The organism is Jeotgalibaca arthritidis (assembly GCF_011100465.1).
GTDB lineage: Bacteria > Bacillota > Bacilli > Lactobacillales > Aerococcaceae > Jeotgalibaca > Jeotgalibaca arthritidis.
Genome location: NZ_CP049740.1, coordinates 2,041,815 through 2,068,088, shown reverse-complemented (window position 1 = coordinate 2,068,088; position 26,274 = coordinate 2,041,815). Strand labels below are relative to the sequence as shown.

General features: G+C 38.4%; 23 protein-coding genes. 1 reads left to right on the top strand and 22 read right to left on the bottom strand.

The features are described from left to right. Positions 1-5: 5 nt before the first annotated feature. The 11 genes from scpB to dnaE all read right to left on the bottom strand — a co-directional run bounded on the left by scpB (position 6) and on the right by dnaE (position 12,562). Positions 6-593, bottom strand: a complete 588-nt coding sequence (gene scpB / locus G7057_RS10400; protein WP_166163535.1) for an SMC-Scp complex subunit ScpB — start codon at positions 591-593, stop codon at positions 6-8. After that, the gene (locus G7057_RS10395) at positions 586-1,365 is read right to left on the bottom strand and encodes a segregation/condensation protein A (protein WP_166163533.1); all 780 of its coding nucleotides are present in this window, start codon (positions 1,363-1,365) and stop codon (positions 586-588) included. Before G7057_RS10395 ends, scpB begins: the two co-directional genes overlap by 8 nt. Then, the gene (locus tag G7057_RS10390; RefSeq protein WP_166163531.1) at positions 1,362-1,751 is read right to left on the bottom strand and encodes an N-acetyltransferase; all 390 of its coding nucleotides are present in this window, start codon (positions 1,749-1,751) and stop codon (positions 1,362-1,364) included. The genes G7057_RS10395 and G7057_RS10390 overlap by 4 nt, the downstream gene beginning before the upstream one ends. A gap of 143 nt (positions 1,752-1,894) precedes the next feature. Further along, positions 1,895-2,707: a purine-nucleoside phosphorylase gene (locus G7057_RS10385; protein ID WP_166163529.1), complete on the bottom strand. Its 813-nt coding sequence runs from the start codon at positions 2,705-2,707 to the stop codon at positions 1,895-1,897. Positions 2,708-2,725: 18 nt separating this feature from the next. Beyond that, a complete protein-coding gene (gene deoB / locus G7057_RS10380; protein WP_166163527.1) occupies positions 2,726-3,898 on the bottom strand; it encodes a phosphopentomutase in 1,173 nt (390 codons plus the stop codon). Positions 3,899-3,914: 16 nt separating this feature from the next. After that, positions 3,915-4,805, bottom strand: coding sequence for a site-specific tyrosine recombinase XerD (gene xerD, locus G7057_RS10375; RefSeq protein ID WP_166163525.1), 891 nt, complete (start codon positions 4,803-4,805; stop codon positions 3,915-3,917). After that, positions 4,806-5,282, bottom strand: a complete 477-nt coding sequence (locus G7057_RS10370; protein WP_166163523.1) for a Fur family transcriptional regulator — start codon at positions 5,280-5,282, stop codon at positions 4,806-4,808. 23 nt (positions 5,283-5,305) lie between these two features. Continuing rightward, complete coding sequence (locus G7057_RS10365) at positions 5,306-6,172, bottom strand: CvfB family protein (RefSeq protein ID WP_166163521.1); 867 nt, start codon at positions 6,170-6,172, stop codon at positions 5,306-5,308. Positions 6,173-6,321: 149 nt separating this feature from the next. Then, positions 6,322-8,079 (bottom strand): pyruvate kinase, encoded by a 1,758-nt coding sequence (gene pyk / locus G7057_RS10360; RefSeq protein ID WP_166163519.1) that lies wholly within the window; start codon positions 8,077-8,079, stop codon positions 6,322-6,324. 40 nt (positions 8,080-8,119) lie between these two features. Further along, the gene (pfkA, locus tag G7057_RS10355) at positions 8,120-9,082 is read right to left on the bottom strand and encodes a 6-phosphofructokinase (RefSeq protein WP_166163517.1); all 963 of its coding nucleotides are present in this window, start codon (positions 9,080-9,082) and stop codon (positions 8,120-8,122) included. 144 nt (positions 9,083-9,226) lie between these two features. Then, positions 9,227-12,562 (bottom strand): DNA polymerase III subunit alpha, encoded by a 3,336-nt coding sequence (gene dnaE / locus G7057_RS10350; protein ID WP_166163515.1) that lies wholly within the window; start codon positions 12,560-12,562, stop codon positions 9,227-9,229. Positions 12,563-12,711: 149 nt separating this feature from the next. Here dnaE and G7057_RS10345 point away from each other — a divergent pair, with 149 nt between their 5' ends. Further along, a complete protein-coding gene (locus G7057_RS10345) occupies positions 12,712-12,897 on the top strand; it encodes a YjzD family protein (protein ID WP_076766296.1) in 186 nt (61 codons plus the stop codon). Positions 12,898-12,952: 55 nt separating this feature from the next. Here G7057_RS10345 and queA read toward each other — a convergent pair whose 3' ends face one another. The 11 genes from queA to G7057_RS10290 form a co-directional block, all read right to left on the bottom strand. Then, positions 12,953-13,984 (bottom strand): tRNA preQ1(34) S-adenosylmethionine ribosyltransferase-isomerase QueA, encoded by a 1,032-nt coding sequence (gene queA, locus G7057_RS10340; RefSeq protein ID WP_166164227.1) that lies wholly within the window; start codon positions 13,982-13,984, stop codon positions 12,953-12,955. 27 nt (positions 13,985-14,011) lie between these two features. After that, positions 14,012-15,016, bottom strand: a complete 1,005-nt coding sequence (gene ruvB, locus G7057_RS10335; RefSeq protein WP_076766300.1) for a Holliday junction branch migration DNA helicase RuvB — start codon at positions 15,014-15,016, stop codon at positions 14,012-14,014. 18 nt (positions 15,017-15,034) lie between these two features. Then, a complete protein-coding gene (ruvA, locus tag G7057_RS10330) occupies positions 15,035-15,643 on the bottom strand; it encodes a Holliday junction branch migration protein RuvA (RefSeq protein WP_166163513.1) in 609 nt (202 codons plus the stop codon). A gap of 115 nt (positions 15,644-15,758) precedes the next feature. Then, positions 15,759-16,193, bottom strand: a complete 435-nt coding sequence (gene msrB / locus G7057_RS10325) for a peptide-methionine (R)-S-oxide reductase MsrB (protein WP_166163511.1) — start codon at positions 16,191-16,193, stop codon at positions 15,759-15,761. Between the two features lie 71 nt (positions 16,194-16,264). Continuing rightward, complete coding sequence (gene mutL, locus G7057_RS10320) at positions 16,265-18,190, bottom strand: DNA mismatch repair endonuclease MutL (RefSeq protein WP_166163509.1); 1,926 nt, start codon at positions 18,188-18,190, stop codon at positions 16,265-16,267. A gap of 11 nt (positions 18,191-18,201) precedes the next feature. Beyond that, positions 18,202-20,763: a DNA mismatch repair protein MutS gene (mutS, locus tag G7057_RS10315; RefSeq protein WP_166163507.1), complete on the bottom strand. Its 2,562-nt coding sequence runs from the start codon at positions 20,761-20,763 to the stop codon at positions 18,202-18,204. 26 nt (positions 20,764-20,789) lie between these two features. After that, positions 20,790-21,158 (bottom strand): YlbF family regulator, encoded by a 369-nt coding sequence (locus G7057_RS10310; protein ID WP_076766310.1) that lies wholly within the window; start codon positions 21,156-21,158, stop codon positions 20,790-20,792. Positions 21,159-21,161: 3 nt separating this feature from the next. Continuing rightward, positions 21,162-21,965: a TIGR00282 family metallophosphoesterase gene (locus tag G7057_RS10305; protein WP_076766312.1), complete on the bottom strand. Its 804-nt coding sequence runs from the start codon at positions 21,963-21,965 to the stop codon at positions 21,162-21,164. A 121-nt stretch (positions 21,966-22,086) separates the two neighbouring features. Further along, the gene (gene rny / locus G7057_RS10300; RefSeq protein ID WP_166163505.1) at positions 22,087-23,646 is read right to left on the bottom strand and encodes a ribonuclease Y; all 1,560 of its coding nucleotides are present in this window, start codon (positions 23,644-23,646) and stop codon (positions 22,087-22,089) included. Positions 23,647-23,839: 193 nt separating this feature from the next. Next, a complete protein-coding gene (gene recA, locus G7057_RS10295; RefSeq protein WP_076766316.1) occupies positions 23,840-24,895 on the bottom strand; it encodes a recombinase RecA in 1,056 nt (351 codons plus the stop codon). Between the two features lie 106 nt (positions 24,896-25,001). Further along, positions 25,002-26,246: a competence/damage-inducible protein A gene (locus G7057_RS10290; protein ID WP_166163503.1), complete on the bottom strand. Its 1,245-nt coding sequence runs from the start codon at positions 26,244-26,246 to the stop codon at positions 25,002-25,004. Between the last annotated feature and the right edge of the window lie 28 nt (positions 26,247-26,274).

Here is a 26,274-nt window from a genome sequence, read left to right as displayed (position 1 = left end):
TTGTTCTATTCATCATCACTTACTGCTTCGATTTGTTCACTACCATCATGACTAAATAAATCGAAACTTTCATCTTGCATCTCAAACAATGCCTCTGCACTTGGTAATTCATCCAAGTCTTTTAAACCAAAGTAATTCATAAAATAATCTGTTGTTCCATAAATAATAGGTCGACCTGGTGTTTCAGCTCTACCAATTTCCTTGACTAATCCTCTAATTAGCAACCTCTGAAGCATGCCTGAAGATTGGACTCCTCGTATTTCATCAATTTCAATCCGTGTAATCGGCTGCTTGTAGACAACAATGGCCAATGTCTCAAGGGCTGCTTGAGATAAATGTGACGAAAAAGGCGATGTTGCATATTGGCGAATTAACTCGGAATAATCTTTCTTGGTTGCCAACTGAAATCGTTGTCTTGTTTCTATAATCGTCAATCCAGTGTCAGCTTGCGAATCATATCTCTCATTCAACTGTGAGATTAAGTGATGAGCTTCTAATGGGGTTACTTGCAATAGGGACATGATTTCTTCGGTACTTAACCCCTCATCCCCTGATACAAATAACAGACTTTCCAATGCGGCTTCTTTATTCATCTTCGTCTGCTTCCTCCCATAACCGTTTCAATAAAATGTCGCCATACGTAACGTCTTGAATAAAGTAAATTTTCTTTTCCCTTACTAGTTCAAGCATAGCCAAAAAGGTTGTTACAATATGTGCCCTTGTAGCAACTTCATAAAAATCAGTAAAAGGAATCGTTGCATGCTTAGCTTTTTTTAACTGGTCAAATTTATCAAGGATATCAACCATAGTTTGATCCACTGAAGACTCCTCTTGATTTAATCTGGCACTTAAGAGTTTTTTTCGTAATAATTTTTGATACATTTTTTGAAGAGCTGAAATTAAATCCTCTGAAGAGACTTCTCCTGGTGATAAAGGAATAGACTGACGGTAACTATCTAAATCGGCCGGCAACTTTGTAAAGAAGTCACCGCGTTCGTTTTCCATTTCCTTCAAAACTTTGGCAGCTTCCTGAATACGTTTATATTCAAGAAGTTGATTAATGAGTTCCTCACGAGGATCTTCCCCCTCCTCATAAAAGTCATCTTCAATTTCAATTTCTTTTTTAGGAAGTAACATGCGACTCTTGATTTCTAATAAGGTAGCTGCCATTAAAAGATAGTCCCCTGCAATATCTAGTCGCAACTCCTGCATGGTTTGAAGATAATGAAAATACTGATTCGTAATTTCTACCATCGGGATATCGAAAATATCAACTTTAAGCTCTTTAATAAGATGTAAGAGTAAATCCAACGGTCCTTCAAACGATTCAAGCTGGATAGTTAATTCATTTGTCTCATTATTCATATGTCATCATCCAAATCTGGCGCCGTTTCTGCATTTTTTTGGACCCACTTTGCAATAATTGGCGCTGTTTCTAGTGTTCCATTTATCGCTTGAATAGGATAGATAAGGTTTAATTTATCAAGCATCTTGTAGATTAAACCTTCATTTCTAAAGGACGGATTGACCGAAAGATGACGAATTAAAACAACAGACTCAGCATATTCAATTCCAACCAATGCAACAATATTATCAGTATCTGTGTCGCGCCAAAGAAACAGTTTTTTATCTTCTTCCTGAGTGTAAGTCGCCATTTCTTTCTGCAAGCGATCAACATTTTTTAAGTCCGCCACATATGAGAGCAAGCCCATAGCAATCTTTTCATAGTTTTGATTATAAGAAATAAGCACTTTTTTCTCCTCGCACATAGACAAAGTGATCAATGACATCGCTTTGTCATTTTTTGTTCCATTTTCATTATACATAATGAAAATATAAAAGATACTTTACCATATGAAAATGTGAATCTCAAATGAATAGAGAGAAAGCACTGTTACAGTGCTTTCAAAGTTTCTTTTAATAGTGTTTTAAAGGTTTCGTTAACCCGAGTAGAAACATCAACCACTTCTTGATGGTTTAAGCTTGATTGCATACCCGCAGCTAAGTTGGTAATACATGAAATTCCAAATACACGTAAGCCTGCATGACGAGCGACAATCGCTTCAGGAACTGTTGACATACCTACTGCATCTGCTCCTAAAATACGCGCCATTCTAACTTCAGCTGGTGTTTCATAAGTTGGTCCGCTAAAGCCCATATAAACCCCTGTTTGGATTGATACATTCTTTTTTTTAGCTACCTCTTGTATAATAGCTTGGTATTCGGGATCATAAGTATGACTCATATCTGGGAAACGTGGTCCCATTTCGTCATCATTGTGGCCGATAAGTGGATTTTGGCTCGTAAAGTTAATGTGGTCTGTAATCAGCATTAAATCGCCCGGTGTAAATTCAACGTTAACACCACCTGCTGCATTTGTTAAACCAATTGATGTCACACCTAGTAACTTCATTACTCGAATCGGCAATGTCACTTCTTGAATGCTATATCCTTCATAAAAATGGAAACGACCTTGCATGGCAACAACAGTCTTACCACTTAATTCACCGTAAACCAATTGGCCTTTATGACCTGCAACGGTTGATGTTGGAAAATGTGGAATATCTGAATAAGAAACGATTACAGGATTTACAATTTCGTCTGCTAAATCTCCTAAACCTGATCCAAGTACAAGACCGATTTCTGGTTCTAGTAACCCTTTTTCTTTTAGGTAAGTAACTGTTTCCATTAATTGTTCATGTTTCATTTGTTTGCCTTCTTTCTATTAGTTAAGTTTATCGAGGAAGCTCGTACCGTGTTCACTTTGTTCTACACCAAAGTTATCAGCAATCGTAGACGCGATATCAGCGAAATAACCTTGTGCTAAAGCACCGCTATCTTTCATTGACTTACTATAAGCAAGCAATGGAACATATTCTCTCGTATGGTCTGTTCCTCTAAATGTAGGATCATTACCGTGATCTGCTGTAATGAGCAATAAATCGTCTTCTCGCAAGTTTTCTAAAACCTCAGGAATACGTTGGTCGAAGTCTTCTAGAGCTTGTCCATAGCCTTCTGGATTGCGGCGATGACCGTAAACCGCATCAAAGTCAACCAAATTCAAGAAACTCATCCCCGTAAAATCACGTTTCAGAACGTCAACTAGCTTGTCTACACCATCCATATTGCTGACAGTACGAATAGAATCTGTAATCCCTTGTTCATTGAAGATATCGCTAATCTTACCAATAGAGATAACATCGTAATCAGCTTCTTTCAAATGATCCAATGTAGTTTTACCAAATGGGCTCAAAGCATAGTCATGACGGTTACTTGTACGGTTAAAGTTTCCTGGTTCTCCTAAGTAAGGACGTGCAATAATACGACCAATCATATACGGATCTTCTAAGGTGATTTTACGTGCATACTCACAAATTGCGTATAACTCTTCTAACGGAATAATGTCTTCATGTGCTGCGATCTGTAAAACAGAATCTGCAGATGTATAAACGATTAAGTCCCCCGTTTTCATTTGATGTTCGCCGTATTCGTCTAAAATTTCTGTTCCACTTGCTGGCTTGTTACCAATTATTTTACGATTTGAAAAGGTTTCTATTTTGTTAATTAAATCTTCTGGAAAACCATTTTCAAAAACACGGAATGGTGTTGTAATGTTCAACCCCATCAATTCCCAATGTCCCGTCATTGTATCTTTACCAACAGATATTTCTTCTAATTTTGTATGGTAGCCGATTGGATTTGCTTCTTTTTTAATTTGTTCGATGTCACGGATATTACCCAATCCCATTTTCTCCATATTAGGGAGATTTAATCCTGCTGTTTCAGCAATGTGGCCGAGTGTATCTGATCCTACATCACCAAATTGATCAGCATCTGCTGCCTCTCCAATACCAACTGAATCCATTACTACAACGTGAATACGATTATACTTTTTCATCATTTACCTCCTAGTATCACGCACGTGGATGGTGCTTGCGATAAGACTCAACCATGCGTTCTTTTGTAATATGTGTATATATTTGTGTTGTTGAAATATCAGAATGCCCCAGCAATTCTTGAACGACTCTTAAATCTGCACCGTTCTCCAAAATATGGGTCGCAAACGAATGTCGCAACATATGTGGCGATATTTTTTTATGAATACCCGCCTCTAATACAATCTTATTTAGATTTTTCCAAATTCCTTGTCTGCTGAATCCCTGTCCATGGAAGTTTAAAAACAAATACGGACTTTCTTTTCTGCCTTTACTAAGAGATGTTCGGCTAAAGGCTAAATATTCTTCAACCCAATAAATAGCTTCTTCACCTAGAGGGACAACACGCTCTTTGTCTCCCTTACCTACTGTTTGAATAAATCCCATTTCTAAATGAAGTTCAGACAGCGTTAAATGAACCAATTCACTGACCCTTAAACCTGTCGCATACATAACTTCTAAAATGGCACGGTCCCTTACTCCGAGAACCGTTGTTGTATCTGGCGTTGATAAAATTCGGTCTACCTCATCAACTGTTAATGATTTTGGCAAACTCTGTTTTTTCTTTGGCAATTTGATTTCTTCCATTGGGTTATGAGAGGCTTTTGATTCAATTAGCAAATAGTGATGAAACTTTCTTAAACACGAAATCATCCGACTAATCGACGAAGAGGCCAGTTGTTCTTGATTTAACTGCTCTAGGAATAGAAAGATATCTGTTTTTTTCACTTCAGAAAAAGAATGGAGCTTGTGTTCAACAAGGAAACGGTGATATTTCATCAAATCTCTTCGGTAGCTTTGAATACTATTTGTTGCTAAGCCCTGTTCAATTCGCAAATGGTGCAGGTACTCCGTCATCACATCTTCCATTTACTTGCGACCTTTTTTGCCTGAAACGGTGATTTGGGCTGGCATTTCTTGACACTCAGAACAAATTCCATGAAAAATCAAACGGTGGTCTGCCACTCGGAAATTGTACTTTTCCTGCATGCCTTTTTCTAACTCATAGATCAAATCATCGTAAACTTCTTGAATATTACCACAAGTTGTACAAAGTAAGTGAAGGTGCGATGGCTTATTACTTTCTTTTCGAATATCATAGCGAGCTAATCCATCTTCGAAAAGAACCTTATGTGTAATTTGTAATTGCGTGAGTATTTCTAAGGTGCGATATACTGTTGCTAGACCAATATCGGGATTAGTCTGCCTTAAGTACATAAAAATTTCTTCTGCGCTTAAATGATCATTATCAAGAAGAACTTTTACCGTCGCTTCACGTTGTGGTGTTAATTTAAACCCACCTTTTTGTAATGCGGTTTTAATACTATCAAGTGATTGTTCAGGCAAACCATCCACCTCCTTAGATGTTTTTATTTAACGAGTTTCGTTTGACCGTCTTCTTGCACAATTAATTTGTTTTTCATCAAGCGGCCCAGTGCACGTTTAAACTGTGCTTTACTGATACCAAAATAATCACGAATATCATCTGGGTTGCTCTTATCAGTATAAGGTAGTGATGATGTTGGGCTTTTCTCAAGTAAAGCCATAATCATTTGCGCATCATCCTCTAGCGCTTCATGGGCGCGAGGCTTCAATGATAAATTCAACATACCATGTGGACTAACACCAATAACACGTGCCTCAACTTGTTCGCCTAAACGTGGCTCTGCATCACGTTCTGTAGGATGAATAAAGCCGATATGGAAATCATCTGTCAAAACAAATGTACCAACCATTTTCAAACGATAAACCGTAGCTGTCGTATTTTGATTCTTCCAATCGTCTTGTTGAGAAGGAATACGTGAAATAGAACGGAAAATATCCTCATCAGCTAGTTCTCCCCAAATACGATCTTTCAAATCAATTCTCAAAGAGATCATCAAGCGATCTCCTTTTTTAGGCCATAGACTCTTCAATTCAGGCATGTTGTCTAAAGAAACAACAATATCCTTGTCTTCTAAACCAATATCAACGAATACACCTAAATCACGTCTCACATCCGTTACAACACCCCATCCGTAATGGCCAATTCTAACCTTAGGGATTTGAGTCGTTATTTTTAATTGCTTATTCATATTTTCATAAACAAAACCTTTAACCATATCACCAATTGACAATTCAGATTCGACTTCTTTTTTATCTAGTCCATAAGTAATACCATTCTTTTGAACAAAGTATGATTTCTCATTTTGATCTGTTACCATCGCCGTTATGACAGTTCCTAATTCATTATTCATAGTCTTCTCCATCCTATCTCTATATCTCTTTTCATTTTATCATAGTTGAACTAGTTTATACCAAATAACCGATGAGAAAATACTAAGAAAACGCAAGATATAAACAAAAAAAGGAAAACATCGAAATGTTTTCCTTTTTGCTTTAATAATTAAATTGCTGTTGTTGCGCCACGGTAGATAATACCACGACGAGAATCAACTGTAATCACTTCACCATTTTCAACTAATGATGTAATGTTTTCAGCACCTACAACAACAGGAATACCTTGAGCGATTCCTACGACTGCTGCATGGCTTGTTAATCCACCTGCTTCAACAACAAGTGCGCTTGCTTTTTCAATAGCTGGCATATAGTCTTTGTCAGTTGATTTCACAACTAATACACAGTCTTCTGTAGCATTTTTAATTGCTTCTTCTGCTGAAGTTGCAACAACTGCTCTACCAACAACTGCTTCTTCGCCAATCCCTTGGCCATTTTGCAATTTCGAACCAATTAATTGGATCTTCATCAAGTTTGTTGTTCCACGTTCACCAACTGGTACACCAGCAGTAATGATGATTAGGTCGCCTTCTTTAGCGTAGCCATTGTTTTTAGCAACGATTGCTGCTAAGTCCATCATTTCATCTGTTGTAGATGGTTTTTTAGAAACATATGGGTAAACACCATAAGATAAAGCCAATTTACGTGCTTGGCTTTCTGAGAATGTTACCGCAACAATGTGTGCTTTAGGACGGTATTTAGAAATCATACGTGCTGTATGTCCTGATTCAGTCGCCGCAACGATTGTTTCGATGTTTAAGTTTTTAGCAGTGTGTCCTACTGATTGGCCGATTGCTTCAGCCATATCTGTTTTTGAGTAAGCTTTCAATGCAAAGGCATCTTGACCAACGCGAGCTTCTTCAGCACGAATTGCGATTGTTGCCATTGTTGTTACAGCTTCTACTGGGTAGTCCCCTGCAGCTGTTTCACCAGAAAGCATAACTGCATCTGTTCCATCGAAGATTGCGTTAGCAACGTCTCCAGCTTCCGCACGTGTTGGACGTGGGTTGCGTTGCATTGAGTCTAGCATTTGAGTTGCTGTAATAACTGGTTTGCCTAGACGGTTACATTTTTCAATCAACATTTTTTGTGCAATAGGAACTTCTTCTGTTGGGATTTCAACACCTAAGTCTCCACGTGCAACCATTAAACCATGAGAAACTTTCAAGATTTCGTCGATATTATCGATACCTTCTTGGTTTTCAATCTTAGGAATAATTTGAATGTTAGTTGCGTCATGTTTTTCTAAAATTTCAGAAATTGCAAGAACATCGCTTGCACGACGTACAAATGAAGCAGCAATATAGTCAACATCGTGTTCGATACCGAAGATAATGTCAGCCGCATCTTTATCAGTGATACCAGGTAGGTTTGTAGAAACACCAGGTACGTTAACACCTTTTTTATTTTTTAGGATTCCTGAGTTTTTAACAACTGTAACAATCTCACCATTTGCAGTATCAAGATCTGTTACTTCTAAGTCAACTAAACCGTCATCTAAAAGGATATGGTTTCCAACAACAACGTCATTGATTAAACCTTCATAAGAAATTGAGAATTTCTCTTTTGTTCCTTCAACTTCTGTCATTGAAATACGAACTGTTTCACCACTTACAAGTGATACAATACCATCTTTCATGTTATGAGTACGGATTTCTGGTCCTTTTGTATCTAAAAGAATAGCAACCATTTTCCCTGTAATTTTTGATGCTTCACGAATGTTTTTAATACGAGCTAAATGCTCATCGTGGTCACCATGTGAGAAGTTAAGGCGACATACGTTCATCCCCGCTTCAATTAATTGAACTAGTGTCTCAACCGATTCACTAGCTGGTCCGATCGTACATACAATCTTTGTTTTCTTCATGTATAAATCTCCTCTTCTGTATTTAATAAAATTAAGAAAATTAGAATGAAATTTCCTTATTGATTTGATATAACGAAAGGTACGGAACGTGACGCTTGGTTTCTAGTGTTTCAATAATATCATTGAATACAATCTCTGTACCTCGAATACCGACACAGATTCCACCTTTACCTTCCTCTAATAATTGTACCGCATTATAGCCGAACAAACTACCTAAAACTCGATCTCGAGCAGAAGGAGAGCCCCCTCTTTGAACGTGTCCTAAAACAGTTACACGTGTATGATAGTTTTTATGTTTTTCAAGTTCAGCAGCAAAAGCATTCCCGTTCATAACGCCTTCAGCCAAAAGAATAATCGTGTGTTTCTTACCACGACGTCTTCCTTCTTCGATTTCGTTAACAATTTCATCCATATTGAATTCGACTTCAGGGATAACGATACTTTCTGCACCACTACCGATACCAGTCCATAAAGCGATATCGCCTGCATTACGTCCCATTACTTCAATAATAAACGTGCGAACATGACTTGTTGCAGTATCTCTGATTTTATCAACAGAATCTAGAACAGTATTAATAGCAGTATCAAATCCTAGTGTGTAGTCTGTTCCAGCAATATCATTGTCAATCGTACCTGGGATTCCAATAGTTGGAAAACCTAATTTAGTTAAAGCAGCACCACCACGGTAAGACCCATCTCCGCCGATAACGATTAAGCCATCAATACCAAATTTTTTAAGTTGCTCAATACCTTTTTGTTGTCCTTCGATATTAGCAAACTCTGGATAACGTGCTGAATATAAAACAGTACCACCACGGCTGATAGTGTCCCCAACATCATCAACTGTTAACTGGCGAATATCTCCAGCAACCATACCAGCATAACCATAGTTAATACCGTATACTTCCAATCCATCATAAATCCCTTTTCTGACAACTGCTCTAATGGCAGCGTTCATTCCTGGTGCATCTCCACCACTTGTTAAAACTGCAATTCGTTTCAATTCATTCACCCCATCAAAAATTGAGAAAAACTTTTTTTAATATTCCCTTATTATCTTACCATTGTTTTCATTAAAAGTCTCACTTGTATTTGCTTTTCTTAAAAATCTTGTTATCGGTACCACTAAAGAAGTCAATATCCTTGTCTATTGTAATACCACACGGTCTTCACCCATAATTGTGACAAGTTTTCCAATAACATCCGACTCATCATCAATATTGTAAGATTCGTCTAACAAAATATTGCGACTATTAACCTTGTCTACAATAACCACTTGGCAATCACCTGGGTAATCCTTTAATAATTGTCTAATTTCTTGAAATTGTTGGTCGTAATAAATAGCATCAGATAACAGAATGAAGCAACGCTTCTTCTTTTTTGGCTGTTGAGCAATATAATGTGTCAACTCCTCCATATTCTGAACAATCAGAGACGATTGATTATCGGATCGTTTAGATTCATACTTTCCTCCAACAACAACAAGCGTGCCTTCTTTTAACAACCGAATAAAGCGAACATATTGCTCCGGAAACAAAGTGAGACTGAGTTGTCCGGTTGTGTCAGTCAGAGTAACGAAGGCCATTGGATCACCCTTTTTAGTTTTAATTCGTTTCACCTCACGAATTAATCCCATCGTTCGAACCGCCTTCCCTTCAGTCAACTCCGCTATATAAGCACGGTTATCGTCCTTATATAGAGAGGCGTAAGCCTCAATAGGATGCGGCATGAGCGAGTAACCCAAATATTGCTCTTCATATTGCGCTAGTTCCTCTTCTGTTTTTTCTTCCTTCTCAACATAGCGCGGTTCTAACACTTGGATTAAATCAATATTATTACCACTATAAGCAATACTTGACAGCATTCCCGGTAAAGAAGCTAGTAAGCTTGCTCTTGTATGACCAAAGGAATCAAAGACGCCACTATAAATGAGTGCCTCAATCAGATCGTCCTTTAACCACTTTTCAGGTAATCGTCTTAAAAACTGAATAAAATCTTGGTAGGGTCCGTGTTGCTGGCGCTCATAAATAATATGACTGATAAAATCCCTTCTCAAGCTCTTAATCGCACTTAGACCCATTCGAATGGTGTCGCCATCAACCGTGTAATGCCAATCACTTTTATTAATATCAGGATAAGTCAGCTTAATCGCGCGTTTAATAACGTCTAATAAGTAGCTATTCATCTTATCTGAATGTGGGTTTGCTGAATTTAATAATGCTGCAAAAAAAGCAGCCGGGTAGTGTGTTTTCATATAAGCCATTTGATAGGCTATGTAGGAATAAGCCACTGAATGCGAGCGGTTGAAGCCATAATTAGCAAAACGTTCAATGTAGTGGTAGATTTCCTCTGCAGTTTGATAAGGATAGCCTTTAGAGACTGCACCGTCTACAAAATGTTTCTTTTCTCTATCTAGAATCGCTTTTTCTTTTTTACCAATCGCTCGTCTTAAAATATCTGCTTCTCCCAGTGTGAAACCAGCCAAGGTAGAGGCAACTTGCATGACTTGTTCTTGATAAACCATAATGCCATATGTAACTTCTAAGATAGGTTCTAAATCTGGATGCAAATAATCAATCTTCTGCTGTCCTTTTTTTCGACTGATAAACGTATCGATCTGCTCCATTGGACCTGGACGATAGAGGGCATTAACAGCAACTAAATCTTCTAGGTTTTCTGGTCCTAATTTACGCAACACGTTTTTAATTCCTGCTGATTCAAACTGAAATACACCATTTGTGTCACTTCTTCTAAATAAAGCCATTGTTTCAGGATCATTGATGGGGATCGCAAAGATGTCTAAGGATGACCCATTAACTTCTTTCGCTAGCTGAATACTCTCGTCTAATATACTTAAGTTTTTCAAGCCTAAAAAATCCATCTTTAATAAACCGATTTCTTCTACATTCCCCATTGGGTATTGGGTTAGAGACAGATCATTTTCTCTGAGTTGCAAGGGAATAATATCAACCAGCGGGCGATCACTAATCACAACACCGGCAGCATGAGTCGAAAAATGTCTCGGTACGCCTTCAATTTTAACAGCTGTTTCAAACAACAGCTGGTTACGAGGGTCTTTTTCAACGAGTTGCTGCAATTTTCGAGATTGCTTATAAGCATCCTTTAATCGAATACCTAATTGACTAGGTATCGCATTCGACCACTCGCCTGCTTCTTTAGGAGTCAACCCAAACACTCTAGCTGTATCTCTAATTGACATTTTAGCAGCCAATGTTCCAAAGGTAATAATTTGAGCAACATGGTCACTGCCGTATTTTTTCTTTACATAACGCAATACATCGTCACGACGGTTATCAGGAAAATCTAAATCAATATCAGGCATATTGTAGCGTTCTCTGTTTAAAAAACGCTCAAACAATAAATTAAAGGCAATCGGATCAACATGGGTAATGCTGAGTACATAAGCAACGAGAGAGCCCGCTGCTGATCCACGACCAGCGCCAGGTAAAATATTGACTTGTCTTGCATAGGCCATCACATCCCATACAATTAAAAAATAATCATCAAAGCCCATTTCATGAATGACTTCTAACTCATAAAGGAGTCGCTCTTGGTAACGACTGTCTGGCTCGGCTACCCGTGCTTCTAATCCTTCCATGCAGAGTCGTTTCAGATAATCAGAACTTGATACACCTTTTGGGACCGGATACTTAGGTAATAAGGATTGATTTAGTGGGATTTGGATATTAATCTTACTGGCAATTCGTTCCGTTTCATCTGCCGCTTCTTTTAAATCCATGTTTAAAAAGCGGTGATAAGCCTCTTCAGCCGTTGTCAAATAACGTTCTCCGCTCATCTCTACCGATTGGGTATCGATTTGTTCATTATTCGAAATGGCTTGTAAGACTTGACAGCTAAACTGGTCATCTGGATTCAAATAGGAGACTTCATTTAAGGCGACGAGTGGAACAGTCATTTCTTGACTCAATTGTTGAAGCGGTCGAATCAGTCGGGTCATTTGTCTGTATGCGTGAACCCCTAAATAAAAGTCCCCTTCTGTTACTAAATTCTTCCAAAAAAGACTAACCGATTTGGCCTGTTGGATATTGCCATCAGCTAACAGCGCTGCAACTTCGCTCTTATCTCCTGCAGTTATAGCGATTAAATGATTTAACCCTTTTTCTATTTCATTTTGAAGCAATTGGTCATCTTCTTGACTACGAAGGGTGGATAATTGCATCAACCGTTGATAGCCTTTGTAGTCCTTAGCCAGCAAGACCATCGGAAAACGTCTCTCTGTCATGACAAAGCCTTTGACATCTAATTGAATGCCAATGATAGGCTGGATACCAGCTTTTTCACATAATTTGTAAAAGTCAACTTGACCATACAAAACATTATGATCAGTTAAAGCTAGCGCTTTGTAGCCCCGTTCTTTAGCAGCATAAACAAGGTCAGAAAGCCTCGTTGTACTTTGGAGCAATGTATATGAACTGATTACTTGAAGTTGTACGAATGTCATCGTAACCCTCCTTCCTCTTCTTGTATTATATCGTATTTCCTAGCTTTGATGTAGGTAAAAAGCAGCATCATCTTGTCACTTTCATCGGATAAAAACTTGTCATCTTTAAAATAAGTGCTAAAATAAGAAACGAGAGAAGGTGCAAAAAGATGAAATTTGTTGTGTGTTTATTTTGGGGATTTATTTTAGGGCAAGTTGCTTTCTATATTGGCGGCGCTTTGGAAACAAATTCTTATAACTTTGTTCACGCATCTGTTATGGGAATTGCTGTTGCTGTCATCGTATTCCTATTAACAAGCGCTTTTCCGAAAACGGCAGAGTCTAAAAAAGCATAATGATTAACCATTAAAATCCCCCTTCAGATAATCTAGAGGGGGATTTTTGCTGTTATTATTTAACAAACATGGCATCGCCAAAACTAAAGAAACGGTAACGTTCTTTAACGGCATGCGCATAGGCATTCAGAACAGTCTCTCTGCCAGCAAATGCACTGACTAGCATAACGAGTGTTGATTTTGGTAAATGGAAATTTGTAATAAAAGCATCTACAACCTTAAATTGATAGCCAGGCGCGATAAAAATACTCGTCCAATCACTATCTGCCTTAATCTCACCGTTAAATTTTGTACCGACCGTTTCAAGTGTCCGAATAGATGTTGTTCCGACAGCAATAATTCGACCACCCTTTGCTTTAACTTCATTTAATAAATCTGCGGTTTCTTGAGGCAATGAATAAAATTCTGAATGCATTTCATGCTCACTCAAATCATCAGCAGAAACAGGTCTAAAGGTACCTAAACCAACATGCAAGGTTAAGTACGCAACTTTAACGCCTTTTGCTTCAATTTTAGCTAATAGCTCTTGAGTAAAATGCAAACCTGCTGTTGGAGCTGCTGCTGAGCCATTCTCTTTGGCATAAACAGTTTGGTAACGATCCGGATCATCTAAACGTTCTTTAATATATGGTGGTAAAGGCATTTCTCCTAAACTCTCCAATACTTCTAAGAAGATTCCTTCATAGCTAAATTCAATGATGCGTCCACCGTGGTCTTTTTCACCCACAACTTCAGCAGTTAACATCCCATCACCAAATGAAATCTTTGTTCCAATCTTAGCCTTTTTGGCTGGTTTAACGAGCGTTTCCCACCGATCTCCCTCTTCATTGTTTAATAACAATACTTCTAAGTGCCCTCCTGTATCAGGTTTCACACCATGTAAACGAGCTGGTAAAACACGAGTATTATTTAAAACGAGAACATCGCCTACTTCAAATTCATCAATCACATCATAGAAGTGCTTATCTTCTAGTTGGTTAGCTGAAGAATCCAGCTTCAATAAACGAGATGCTGTTCTATTCTCTAGAGGTGTTTGAGCAATCAGTTCCTCAGGTAGATAAAAATCAAAATCACTTGTTTTCAATATTATTCCTCTATTCTTTTCTAGCTGTCTTTATTTATCATAAGTGTAGCCTAAATGATCATAGGCTGCCGCAGTGACCATTCTACCACGTTGTGTCCGTTGCAAGAAACCAATTTGCAAGAGATAGGGTTCATACATATCCTCAATGGTTTCTCTGTCCTCACCAATAGTAGCCGCAATTGAAGCTAAACCAACCGGCCCGCCACCATAAAAATCAATCATAGTGGTTAAAATCCTGCGGTCGGTTGCATCCAGTCCTTCTTTATCCACTCTTAGCAAGGTTAATCCTTTTTCTGCAACCTTAGCTGTAATCATACCATCCTCATAAACTTGAGAAAAATCGCGAACCCGCTTTAAGAGACGATTAGCGATACGTGGTGTTCCTCTTGAGCGTCTGGCAATTTCAATCGCGCCATCTTCTTCAATCTCCGTTTTTAAGACGCTTGAAGAACGAATAATAATCTCTTTTAAATCACTATGATTATAATAATCCATTCTCAAAACAATTCCAAAACGTGCCCGCAACGGCGCCGACAAACTACCAGCCTTGGTTGTCGCACCAATTAAGGTGAAAGGAGGTAAGGTAAAATGAACAGGTCTAGCAGTCGCATCTTGACCAATAATAATATCGACAAAGTAATCTTCCATAGCCGAATACAGGATTTCTTCAACAATCCTCGGCAAACGATGGATTTCATCAATAAATAAGACATCTCCTGGATTTAATTCGTTTAACAACACCATTAAGTCACCAGGTTTTTCAATGGCAGGTCCACTTGTTGTATGCATATGAACACCCATTTCATTAGCGATGACACCAGCTAATGTTGTTTTACCTAGCCCAGGCGGTCCATAAAGTAACACATGGTCTAACGCTTCGTTACGATGCTTGGCTGCTTGGATATAAATATTGACTTCATCAACTACTTTTTTCTGACCGATATATTGACTAATTTGTTGCGGTCTAAGTGATTCTTCTACCGCTTCTTCGTTCCAGTCTTCAATATCGGCAGATAACATGCGTTCATCTGTCATTAGCCGCCTGCCCCCTTTCTAGTTCTTCAATAATAGTTTAAAGGCCATACGAAGTAATTCTTCCGTATCTTTCGCATCCGCCTCTTCCAGTTTTGGTTTAATTTTATTAACTTCTCGAGCTGAATAACCCAAACCAACTAAGGCTTCCATAGCTTCGGAAAGGTGTTGCTTATTGAGCGTTGTTTCTTCAACCGGTATAATCGGCAGTTGACCAACTTCAACTAAAACATCGTCTAACTTCCCTTTTAAATCAAGAATAATTTGTGATGCCGTCTTCTTACCCACACCTGGAAACCTGGTTAGATAAGTGACATGCTCTGTTTCAATGGCTTGAACTAAGCCCGTATGATCTTCACTTGCTAGAATTGACAAACCACTTTTCGGACCAATCCCTGACACACTAATCAACTTTAGATATAATTGCTTTTCATATTCTTCTTTAAAACCATATAAGGTTATCGCATCTTCCCTAACGGCTTGGTGGATATATACCATCACTTCTTGGTCTAAGAGCGACGTAAAGCGGAAAGGATTCGCAACTTGAATTTGGTAGCCAATTCCTTGAACGTCAAGGACAATATAGAGCGGTTTGACGCTAACTAATGTCCCACACATATATTCATACATCCTGTTTAACATCCCTTCTGGATTAAATTCCTGACTATCATCTTACCATAATAGGCGTAATAAGGCAGTTTAAAACAGAAAAAAGATGAGATTTACTCATCTCATCTCTTGCTGATTATTTTGATTCAAACAATGATAGGTAATCGCTGTATCCTTCTTTTTCTAAATCAGGTACAGCTACGAAACGCATCGCTGCTGAATTGATACAATAGCGCAAGCCACCCATCTCGGCTGGTCCATCTTCGAAAACATGGCCAAGGTGAGAATCAGCTTCTTTACTTCTCACTTCTGTACGAACGCGAGATAGTTTTGTATCTTCTTTTTCTTCCAATTTAGCAATTGGTTTTGAAAATGATGGCCAGCCACAGCCTGCATCATATTTATCTAATGAACTGAACAATGGTTCGCCACTCACCACGTCAACATAAATACCTTCTTGATAAAAATCATCGTATTCACCTGTAAACGGACGCTCTGTTGCTTCGTTTTGGGTTACTTCAAATTGAAGAGGCGTCAAACGATTGCGTAGTTCTTCTTTTGATTCTTTCATCCTAATCATCCTTTATCTTAAAATCTGTTTCTATTTTACCTTATTAAAGGCAGAAACCATAATTTTTTGTTTCAGTGCGGATCTTGAATACGTTTAAACATTTTCTCCATGTCGTTATTGGTAAAATGAATGAGTACAGGTCGACCATGCGGACAATTATAAGGGTTATTTGTCTTAGACAAATCAGCTAATAGGATCCTTGCTTCATGGTCATTGAGATGGTGATTAGCTTTGATGGATCGTTTACAACTCATCATAATCGCCGTTGCTTCTCTTAGTTTTTTAACTGATAGATGACCATCTTCCAAAACCATACTGATAATATCATCCAAAATGGCTTCCTCTTGCCCGGCCTTAAACCAAGTTGGATGACGGTCTAGTAAGAAGGTCTGTTTTCCAAACGGCTCAAGAAAAATACCCATGTCTTCGAGTTTTTCTTGATTTTCTTTGACTCTTAAATAGTCATCCAAAGCTAAGTCAATGGTAATCGGAACTAACAAGCTTTGTAAGTCACGTGATACCTTTGCGATTTCTTCTTTATAGTATTCGTATTTGATTCGTTCTTGAGCAGCATGCTGATCAACGATATACAATCCTGTTTCATTCTGGGCAAAAAGATAGGTGCCATGCATTTGCCCAAAGTAATACAACTCCGGAAAATGGCGAACAGGCTCTTCATTCAAGGTTCGCTCAGCTGTCTTTAAACTTTTTTCGTTATGATTTTCATGAACAAAAGTCGGCTCAAATTTTGGCTGATTTTCCCTTTTTGGCTCTATCCAATCTATCGACTCATTTTCTGTATGGTCAATGGCTTGATTAGCCTCTTCGACTGTAAAATCTTCCTGAACAACTTCTTCATCTTTATAATCGGTCTGTTTCAAAACAGATTGAAAAGCTGCTTCCGTCGGCTCAATCGGATTTTCAAAACGAATATGAGTCTGTTCATGCTTAGCTTCCACTTCAATCGGTTGTCGTTTAAAATCAACATTTTCAAATCCACTTGGAATAAAGGTTTTATCTTTTAACCCTTCTTGGATAGCAGAGATAATTAATGCCACCAATTCTTTTTCTTTACTGATACGCACCTCTTTTTTAGAGGGGTGAACATTCACATCTAATAACAGTGGATCAGTCTCAATATTAATAACTGCAATTGGAAACCGCCCTACCATCAGTCGTGAGCCAAAGCCATCAACAATGGCATTCTGTAGTAGAAAATTACGGATATAACGGCCATTTAAAATTATCGTTAAATAATTTCGACTCGCTCGTGTTATTTCTGGCATAGTCACCAAACCAGAAACACGAAAATCTAGCTGTTCAGCCTGAACTTCAATCATTTTACGGGCTACCTTCGTTCCATAAACACCGGCAATTGCTTGCTTGAGGTCACCGTTACCACTTGTTCTCAGTAGTTGGTTGTTATCATGGTAAAGTCGAAAGGCAATTTCTGGATGGCTTAGCGATATGCGGTTAATAATATCGGTAATATTAGACAATTCGGTTTGAAGGCTGCGGATATATTTTAGGCGTGCCGGTGTATTAAAAAACAGACTCTCTACCGTAATAGCCGTTCCCTTTGGACTCCCAAAGGTCTTATTTTCAATTATTTTACCGCCTTCAATTTTAAGCAGTTTACCAGGTAAATGCTCTGTCGCCGTTTCTACTGTCACTTTGGAAACAGAGGCGATACTTGGTAGTGCCTCACCCCTAAACCCTAATGTGTGGATACGGAAGAGATCTTCTCTTGAATAGATTTTACTGGTCGCATGACGTTCAAAGGCTAATGCTACTTCATCAGGATGAATGCCTTGGCCATTGTCGCTCACCTTAATCTTTTTTAAACCAGCTTCTTCTACCCAAATATCAATTTGGCTGCTCTTAGCATCAATGGCGTTCTCAACCAACTCTTTTACAACAGAAGAAGGTCGCTCGATGACTTCTCCTGCTGCAATCTGGTTCGTTAATTGTTCAGGTAATTCTCTGATTGTTGCCATGGCAGTTCACCTCATTTTTTATCCAGCATTTTTTTCCATTGATTGACTTGATACATGATATCCATCGGTGTCATGTTTTCTAATCTTAACTCTGACATTTCTTTCATAACTTGCTTTTCATTAATGTTTTCTTCAAGTTCTCCAAACAAAGACAACTGACTAATGCCTTCTTCAACAACGCTTCCTGTCAGATTTGCTTCAGTTTCTAAGCGATGCAAGATTTCTCCAGCTTCTGTTATTAACGACTCTGGCATACCTGCTAGTTTAGCAACATGAAGGCCGTAACTCTTATCTGCAGGGCCATTCATAATTTTATGAAGAAAGACAAGTTCGCCATCTTGTTCGATGGCCCCGACATGAACATTACGAAGACCAGCTAACTCTTCTTCTAAGGCCGTCAACTCATGATAATGAGTTGAAAACAAAACTTTCCCCTTATCATGACGGTGCAAGTGCTTCAGGATTGCTTCCGCCAAAGCCATCCCATCATAAGTAGCTGTTCCACGACCAATTTCATCAAATAAAATTAAACTGCGTTCTGTCGCAAATTGGAGGGCTTGGTTTGTTTCAACCATCTCCACCATAAAGGTACTTTGACCTGAATACAGATCATCAGCTGCACCAATACGGGTGAATATTTGGTCAAAAACGGGTAATTCTGCTGTCTCAGCAGGAACATAACAACCCATTTGAGCCATAATCACAATTAACGCGAGTTGACGCATATAAGTACTTTTACCAGACATGTTAGGTCCTGTTACGAGCAGAATATTGTTATCATTTGTCATTTCCAGGTTATTAGAGACGTATTGGTCTTTTCCTAAAACTTCCTCGACGACTGGATGACGGCCTTCTGTAATGTGAATATGTTTAGATGTCGCTGAAAGAATCGGTTTATTGTAGTGATAACGTTCGCTAATTTCGGCAAAGCTTTGTAAGACATCTAGTTCTGAAATTTGCTTAGCTAATTGTTGCAGGTCTTCGCTATAGTGTTTTACCTTTTCTCGAATAGCAATAAATAACTCATATTCAAGCGTAGCCGATTTTTCTTCTGCCTCTAAAATAATGCGTTCTTTTTCCTTTAGCTCTGGTGTAATGAATCGTTCAGCGTTGGTAAGGGTCTGCTTACGGTCATATAAGCCTTCTGGTAGATTTAGGACATTGGCTTTTGATACTTCAATGTAGTAACCAAATACCCGGTTATAACCGATTTTTAAGGTTTTAATACCAGTGCGTTCTCTTTCTTGTTGTTGAAGCGCTGCAATCCATTTTTTTCCATTAGCCATAGCATCACGGTAGTAATCAAGTTGATCATTATAGCCATCTTTAATAACATTGCCTTCTGTAATTAAAAGAGGAGAATCTTCCATAATTGCCTGATCAATCAAGTCTCTTAATTCTGGCATTTCTGCAATTTTACTTAAGGTAGACTGCCAGATTGCTTCATCAACCTGAACAAGCAGTTGTTTGATTTTCGGTAGTTGATCTAAAGATGTTTTAAGTTGAATTAAATCTCTACCATTGACATTCCCAAAGGATACCTTAGCCACTAAGCGTTCTAGATCATAAACCGATGACAAGGCATCATTAATATCCATTCGCTCAAAATAATGGTCAAGTAAGCTAGCAACCTTTTCTTGCCTGCTTTCGATTTCTGTTTTGTTGATCAATGGTTTTTCTAGCCATTGTTTCAATCGTCTGCCACCCATAGCTGTTTTGGTTTGATCCATCAGCCAAAGCAAACTTCCTGCTTTTTGCTGGTCACGAATAGATAAGGTTAATTCTAAGTTTCGTCTAGCATAGGCATCCATTTTCAAATATTGATCAGCTTGATAACGGACAGCAGTTTGGATGTGCGTTAAACTTCTTTTTTGGGTAACTGCAAGATAATCTAACAAGAGATTAACAACACTTTGACAAGCTACTTCCGTTAAATCCTCTAATAAATGAGCATAATTATCGGACTGGTCTACTTTCTTATGAGACGAAATTAAGACACCCAAGCGTTGTTTCAAAACTGGCGCGATTGCAGAACCCTTGCCTTCTACAATGATGACCTCTTTAGATTGCAAAGCTTGAATTTCGTTTAAGACTGCATCTTGATTGTCTAATAAAGTCACTCGTAATTCACCCGTCGTAATATCAGCGTAGGCTAAGGCATAGCTTGAAGACCGTTCTTCAATAGCAACTAAAAAATTATTGCTACTGCCACCTTTTTCATCCATATAGGTTCCTGGCGTCAAGACTTGGACAACCTCACGTCTAACCATGCCTTTAGTTGCTTTAGGATCCTCCATCTGCTCGCAAATAGCGACTTTATAACCATTATGAATTAAGGTTCGAATATATTCAGTCGCTGAGTGATAGGGAACTCCGCACATTGGAATAGGATCATCTGCATTTTTATTCCGGCTAGTTAAGGTAATTTCTAGAATTTTCGCTGCTTTAATCGCATCGTCATGAAATAACTCATAAAAATCCCCCAAGCGATAAAATAAAAAAGCATCTGGATACTGTTCTTTAATTTTAAAATACTGTTCCATCATTGGCGTTTGTTTTGTTTTTTGTGACATTTTTCCACCTCAATAACATTCTCTTGCTAGTTGGTATCTGTGCTACTATTAGCAGCTGCTTCGATTTTACTAAACAAGAGTTGAACAACTTCGTTAGCCTCCCATAAGGAATCTTTGTAAGCTTTTACGGTAATGTTCTCGTCTAATTCTTTATTTAATCGATCAAGCTCCTTCAATGTCGCTTGATAGGCCTCTGGTTTTTCGTAATATTCGAAATTAACCAAGTCTCGTTGCTTATCTTTAATAGTCTCAACAAGTTCATCTAACCAATCATTCTCTTGAACTTCTTTTTCCATTTGCTGATAACGAATAATTTCTTCTTTTTTTTGAAGAAGTGCAATCAATTTATCCAATTCTTCATCAACTTGTTTCTCAATTTCTGGTCGTTTTTCCATTAGTTAATCACTCCCAAATGGTCGATCATCGTTAATTACAATATTCTCAATCCGAATGGCTTGGCCATTTGAAGAATCAATCTCAAGAAAACAACCACTCAATAATTTACGGCCTTGCTCTGGAATTTCATGGCGAACTGGCAATTGACTTAAGAACTTCTCAATAATAATGTCACGTTCAACACCTAAAATACTGTCATAGGCACCTGTCATTCCAACATCCGTTAAATAAGCCGTTCCTTTTGGTAAAATACGTGCATCGTTCGTTTGAACATGGGTATGCGTCCCCACTACAGCAGACACACGACCGTCTAAATACCAGCCCATCGCTTGTTTTTCACTGGTTGTTTCCGCATGAAAATCAACAAAAATACAAGAGGTTTCTTTGCTGACTTCATCTAAAATAGCGTCCATTTTCCGAAAAGGATCATCTAAACTATTCATTAGTGCACGCCCTTGCATATTTATAACAGCGATTTTCTCTTGATTGATATTAATGACTTTGTAACCAATACCGGGCGTTCCTTCAGGGAAATTAGCTGGACGAATCATTTTTACTTTCTCATTATCAATAAAATTGAAGATATCTCTGTTATCCCAAGTGTGATTCCCCATAGTAACCAAATCTACACCTGCTTGCAAAAATTCCTTATAGATTTTTTCTGTAATTCCACGACCTGATGCCGCATTTTCCCCGTTAACAATCGTCAATTGAGGGCGATATTTCCGCTTCAACATTGGTAAACTTTCCAATAGCATGTTTCGTCCAATAGACCCTACAACATCTCCAATAAATAGTACTTTCATGATTTAAATTTCCTCATCTCTACATTTCTCTTATGCTTTATCTTAACAATAATTTGTTTTTTTGCATAGAAGTAAACACCCAATAAAAAAAGCCAGGACAGTTGTCCTAGCTTTCGGATTATTATTTTGCATATTCTATTGCTCTGGTTTCGCGTATAACCGTAACCTTGATGTGTCCCGGATATTCTAGCTCTTCTTCGATTTTTGTTTTAATATCGCGTGCTAATAAGATTGCATGAGAATCATCAACATTCTCAGGGCTAACCATAATTCTTATTTCTCGTCCTGCTTGGATTGCAAAACTACTTGAAACTCCGTCAAATTCATTTGCAATTCCTTCTAATCTTTCCAGCCTGCGAATATAATTTTCAAGTGATTCACTTCTTGCTCCAGGTCGGGCAGCTGACAGCGCATCTGCTGCTGCAACTAAAATAGAAATAATATTAGTTGGTTCAACATCTCCATGGTGAGAGGCAATCGCATTCACAACAATGGCATTTTCTTTGTAGCGTTGGGCAATTTCTGCACCAATCTCAACGTGTGATCCTTCAATTTCATGATCAAGCGCTTTACCAATATCATGAAGCAAGCCTGCTCGCTTAGCCATCGTAATGTCTTCGCCTAATTCACCAGCCATTACACCAGCTAATTTTGCAACTTCAATACTATGATTTAAAACATTTTGTCCGTAGCTTGTACGGAAATACATTCTTCCAAGAATCTTAATTAGGTCAGGATGTAATGAGTGAATACCAACTTCAAAGGTTGCTTGTTCACCGATTTCTCTAATGCGTTCATCCATCTCTTTGCGGGCGCGATCAACAGCTTCTTCAATTCTAGCCGGATGAATCCGTCCATCTTGAATTAAACGTTCCAATGCAATCTTAGCAGTTTCACGACGAATTGGATCAAATCCACTTAGAACGACTGCTTCAGGTGTATCATCAATAATCAAATCAATCCCTGTTAGTGTTTCTAAAGTACGAATATTACGTCCTTCTCGTCCGATAATTCTACCCTTCATATCATCGTTTGGAAGTGTCACAACTGTAACAGTTGCCTCAGACACAAGATCAGCTGAACTACGTTGAATCGCTTGTAAAATAATATTCTTAGCTTTACGTTCTGATTCATCTTTCGCACGTTGTTCTGACTCTTTAACTAAGACAGCTCGTTCATAAGTTAACTGCTCCTCAGTTTCCTTCATAATGATAGCTTTTGCATCTTCTCGTGACATGGTAGCGATTCTTTCTAGCTCTTGTTGTTGTTCTTCAATAATAGTCTGAATTCGATTTTCTTCAGAAGTTAATGTTTGATTTCTCTTTGCAAGATTTTCTTCCTTATTCTCAATCGTCTTTTCACGTTTGGATAAAGTATTCTCTTTTCGATCCAAATTCTCTTCCTTTTGAATCATGCGATTTTCTTGTTTGAGTACGTCATTTCTTCTTTCTCGAAGTTCTTCTTCAATTGTTGAACGGTATTGATGGCTTTCTTCCTTCGCTTCCAACATGGCCTCTTTTTTCATGGTTTCAGCATCTTTTGCTGCTTCTTCCAAAATTGAGGTTGCTGTATTCCTTGCACCGGCAAGCTCTTTTTCATGATTCGATTTCCGATAAAAGTATCCGATAACGACACCAATAATTAAAGCTATGATAGCGAAGGCAATTTCAATCAATTCCATAAATTCACCTCCGTATCTATTTAGTTGGTCGTTAAAAAATTTTTAAAAATATTTTCTAATGTCTGCACAAGTATCTTACTTATACATATACCAATTTTAAACTTTGTTTGGCATACTGTCAATCAGATTATAGATAGATTAGAAAAATAGACTCTGTTGTGAAATCGATTCACAACAGAGTCTGTCAACATTCTTATTCTTCGTCTAACAATTCAACTGGACCAGTTACGGGCTCTTCCTCTACGACTGGATCACCAATACCGAATTCAGCACGAACTTTACGCTCGATTTCTTCACGGATTTCTGGATTTTCAACTAGGTAAGCTTTGGCATTTTCTCTACCTTGACCAATTCGGGTATCCTTATATGAATACCAAGATCCGCTCTTATTAATAATATCCTTGTCTGAAGCCATATCAACTATTTCTCCAATAATCGAAATACCTTCCCCGTACATAATATCAACTTCTGCAACTTTAAACGGTGGTGCTACTTTATTTTTAACAACTTTGATTTTAGTACGGTTACCAATCACATCTACGCCGTTTTTAATTTGTTCTGCACGACGAACTTCTAAACGAACGGTTGAATAGAATTTCAAAGCACGTCCACCCGGAGTTGTTTCTGGGTTACCAAACATAATTCCAATTTTCTCACGAATTTGATTGATGAAAATTGCAATAGTTTTTGTTTTGTTAATTGAGCCAGATAGTTTACGCAATGCTTGAGACATCAAACGCGCTTGAAGACCCATATGAGAATCTCCCATTTCACCTTCAATTTCAGCACGTGGTACTAAAGCCGCTACCGAGTCAATCACGACAATATCAATCGCTCCAGATGAAATCAATGCATCTGCGATTTCGAGTGCTTGTTCTCCTGTATCTGGTTGAGAAAGTAATAATTCATCCACATTTACACCAATAGCACGAGCGTACTTTGGATCAAGCGCATGCTCAGCATCAATAAAGGCTGCTACGCCGCCCTTTTTCTGTGCTTCTGCAATTGCATGTAAAGAAACGGTTGTTTTACCAGAAGATTCTGGTCCGTAAATTTCAATAATTCTTCCGCGTGGGTAGCCACCAACACCAAGTGCAATATCTACAGCTAATGATCCACTCGGTACAGTCGATACTTCTGTATCGACCTTGTCCCCCATTTTCATAACAGAACCTTTTCCGTAAGTACGTTCAATTTTCTTTAACGCTTCATCGAGCGCTTTTTGTCTATTTTCATTATTTGTTGACATGATTTAACCTCCATAAGAGTATTCAGTGTTTCTTCTTTTCCGCATTCTTATCTTATCCTTTTCCAAACAAAAAAGCAAGCAAAAAGTGAACAAACGTTCGCTAGTTTTATTCTGCTACTAACCGACGAATTAAATCCAACCCTTGCATCACAGCATGTTGACGATTACCATTTCGGTCCTTCATAAAACGATATTGTTTTGCAAATGGCTCTTTTCCTGCTTGGCTAATGCCAATCCAGACCGTTCCAGCAGGTTGATTTTCCAAATCATCTGGACCAGCAACACCCGTAAATGAAATAGCTATATCTGTTTGAAAGAATTGACGACAAGCTTCCGACATAGCAATGGCACATGCTTCACTTACCGTACCCTGTTCATCGAGCAATTGCTGGGAAATACCTAAACCATTCCGTTTAATGGCTTCATCATAAGCAACCATGCCACCCTTGAAGAATTGACTGCTTTTAGGAATAGAGACGAGAGTCGATTGAAACAAGCCGCCCGTCAAACTTTCTGCAGCGCTAATGGTCATCCCTTTACTCGTTAACAACTGACCGACAACATTAGCTAAGCTGTTCTGTTCACCTTCCCCGTAGTAATAGTCACCCACACTGACCAATACGTCTTTCACCATTTGTTCAAGCAATTGATTGCAATCATCGGCATCTTTCCCACTTGCAGTAATTCTGAGCGACACTTCATGACTACCTGCATAAGGCGCCAAAGTTGGATTGGTTTGTCCGTCAATTAAGGGAGCAAGACGACTTGCTAATGTTGACTCACCAATACCATAAAAGCGAAGTGTTTTTGATAGAATATAGTGTCTATCGCTATTGATTTCTGCCAGTAGAAACGGCATCAGCTCTGATTGAACCATTTCTTTCAATTCATTTGGTGGGCCGGGCAAAACAACGTAGGCTGTTTCTTCTTTTTTGATGTAACTTCCTAAAGCATGTCCGTTCATATTTTTAAAAGCGAGTCCATTCTTAAAGTAAACAGCTTGTTTTTCATTGTTAGCTGTCATCTCTCGACCCGTTTTTTCAAAATAATTCCGAATGTGAGCTAAGCCGTCTGAATCAAGCGCTAAAGGCTCATTTAAATAACTAGCAATTGTTTCTTTCGTTATATCATCTTGGGTTGGGCCTAAACCACCTGTAAAGATTAATAAGTCGCTCCTCTCTTCCGCAATTTTAATGACATCAATCAACTTCTGTCTGTTATCACCAACAACCGACTGATGATAAGCGTTAATACCGACAGCAGCTAGTTCTCTCGCAATAAAGGCTGCATTCGTATTAACAATCTGTCCTAATAATAACTCTGTTCCAACCGAAATAATTTCTGCAATCATCCTATCGCTCCCTCACTATTAATATCCG

What these genes read in the sequence shown, in the direction of transcription:
- msrB (WP_166163511.1), bottom strand. Translation starts at nt 16,193, where the DNA reads ATGAAAGAATCAAAAGAAGAACTACGCAATCGTTTGACGCCTCTTCAA.
- G7057_RS10395 (WP_166163533.1), bottom strand. Translation starts at nt 1,365, where the DNA reads ATGAATAATGAGACAAATGAATTAACTATCCAGCTTGAATCGTTTGAA.
- scpB (WP_166163535.1), bottom strand. Translation starts at nt 593, where the DNA reads ATGAATAAAGAAGCCGCATTGGAAAGTCTGTTATTTGTATCAGGGGAT.
- G7057_RS10290 (WP_166163503.1), bottom strand. Translation starts at nt 26,246, where the DNA reads ATGATTGCAGAAATTATTTCGGTTGGAACAGAGTTATTATTAGGACAG.
- pyk (WP_166163519.1), bottom strand. Translation starts at nt 8,079, where the DNA reads ATGAAGAAAACAAAGATTGTATGTACGATCGGACCAGCTAGTGAATCG.
- mutL (WP_166163509.1), bottom strand. Translation starts at nt 18,190, where the DNA reads ATGGCAACAATCAGAGAATTACCTGAACAATTAACGAACCAGATTGCA.
- recA (WP_076766316.1), bottom strand. Translation starts at nt 24,895, where the DNA reads ATGTCAACAAATAATGAAAATAGACAAAAAGCGCTCGATGAAGCGTTA.
- G7057_RS10365 (WP_166163521.1), bottom strand. Translation starts at nt 6,172, where the DNA reads ATGAATAATGAATTAGGAACTGTCATAACGGCGATGGTAACAGATCAA.
- dnaE (WP_166163515.1), bottom strand. Translation starts at nt 12,562, where the DNA reads ATGACATTCGTACAACTTCAAGTAATCAGTTCATATACATTGCTCCAA.
- mutS (WP_166163507.1), bottom strand. Translation starts at nt 20,763, where the DNA reads ATGTCACAAAAAACAAAACAAACGCCAATGATGGAACAGTATTTTAAA.
- G7057_RS10385 (WP_166163529.1), bottom strand. Translation starts at nt 2,707, where the DNA reads ATGAAACATGAACAATTAATGGAAACAGTTACTTACCTAAAAGAAAAA.
- ruvA (WP_166163513.1), bottom strand. Translation starts at nt 15,643, where the DNA reads ATGTATGAATATATGTGTGGGACATTAGTTAGCGTCAAACCGCTCTAT.
- G7057_RS10310 (WP_076766310.1), bottom strand. Translation starts at nt 21,158, where the DNA reads ATGGAAAAACGACCAGAAATTGAGAAACAAGTTGATGAAGAATTGGAT.
- G7057_RS10305 (WP_076766312.1), bottom strand. Translation starts at nt 21,965, where the DNA reads ATGAAAGTACTATTTATTGGAGATGTTGTAGGGTCTATTGGACGAAAC.
- G7057_RS10345 (WP_076766296.1), top strand. Translation starts at nt 12,712, where the DNA reads ATGAAATTTGTTGTGTGTTTATTTTGGGGATTTATTTTAGGGCAAGTT.
- ruvB (WP_076766300.1), bottom strand. Translation starts at nt 15,016, where the DNA reads ATGACAGATGAACGCATGTTATCTGCCGATATTGAAGACTGGAACGAA.
- deoB (WP_166163527.1), bottom strand. Translation starts at nt 3,898, where the DNA reads ATGAAAAAGTATAATCGTATTCACGTTGTAGTAATGGATTCAGTTGGT.
- rny (WP_166163505.1), bottom strand. Translation starts at nt 23,646, where the DNA reads ATGGAATTGATTGAAATTGCCTTCGCTATCATAGCTTTAATTATTGGT.
- xerD (WP_166163525.1), bottom strand. Translation starts at nt 4,805, where the DNA reads ATGGAAGATGTGATGACGGAGTACCTGCACCATTTGCGAATTGAACAG.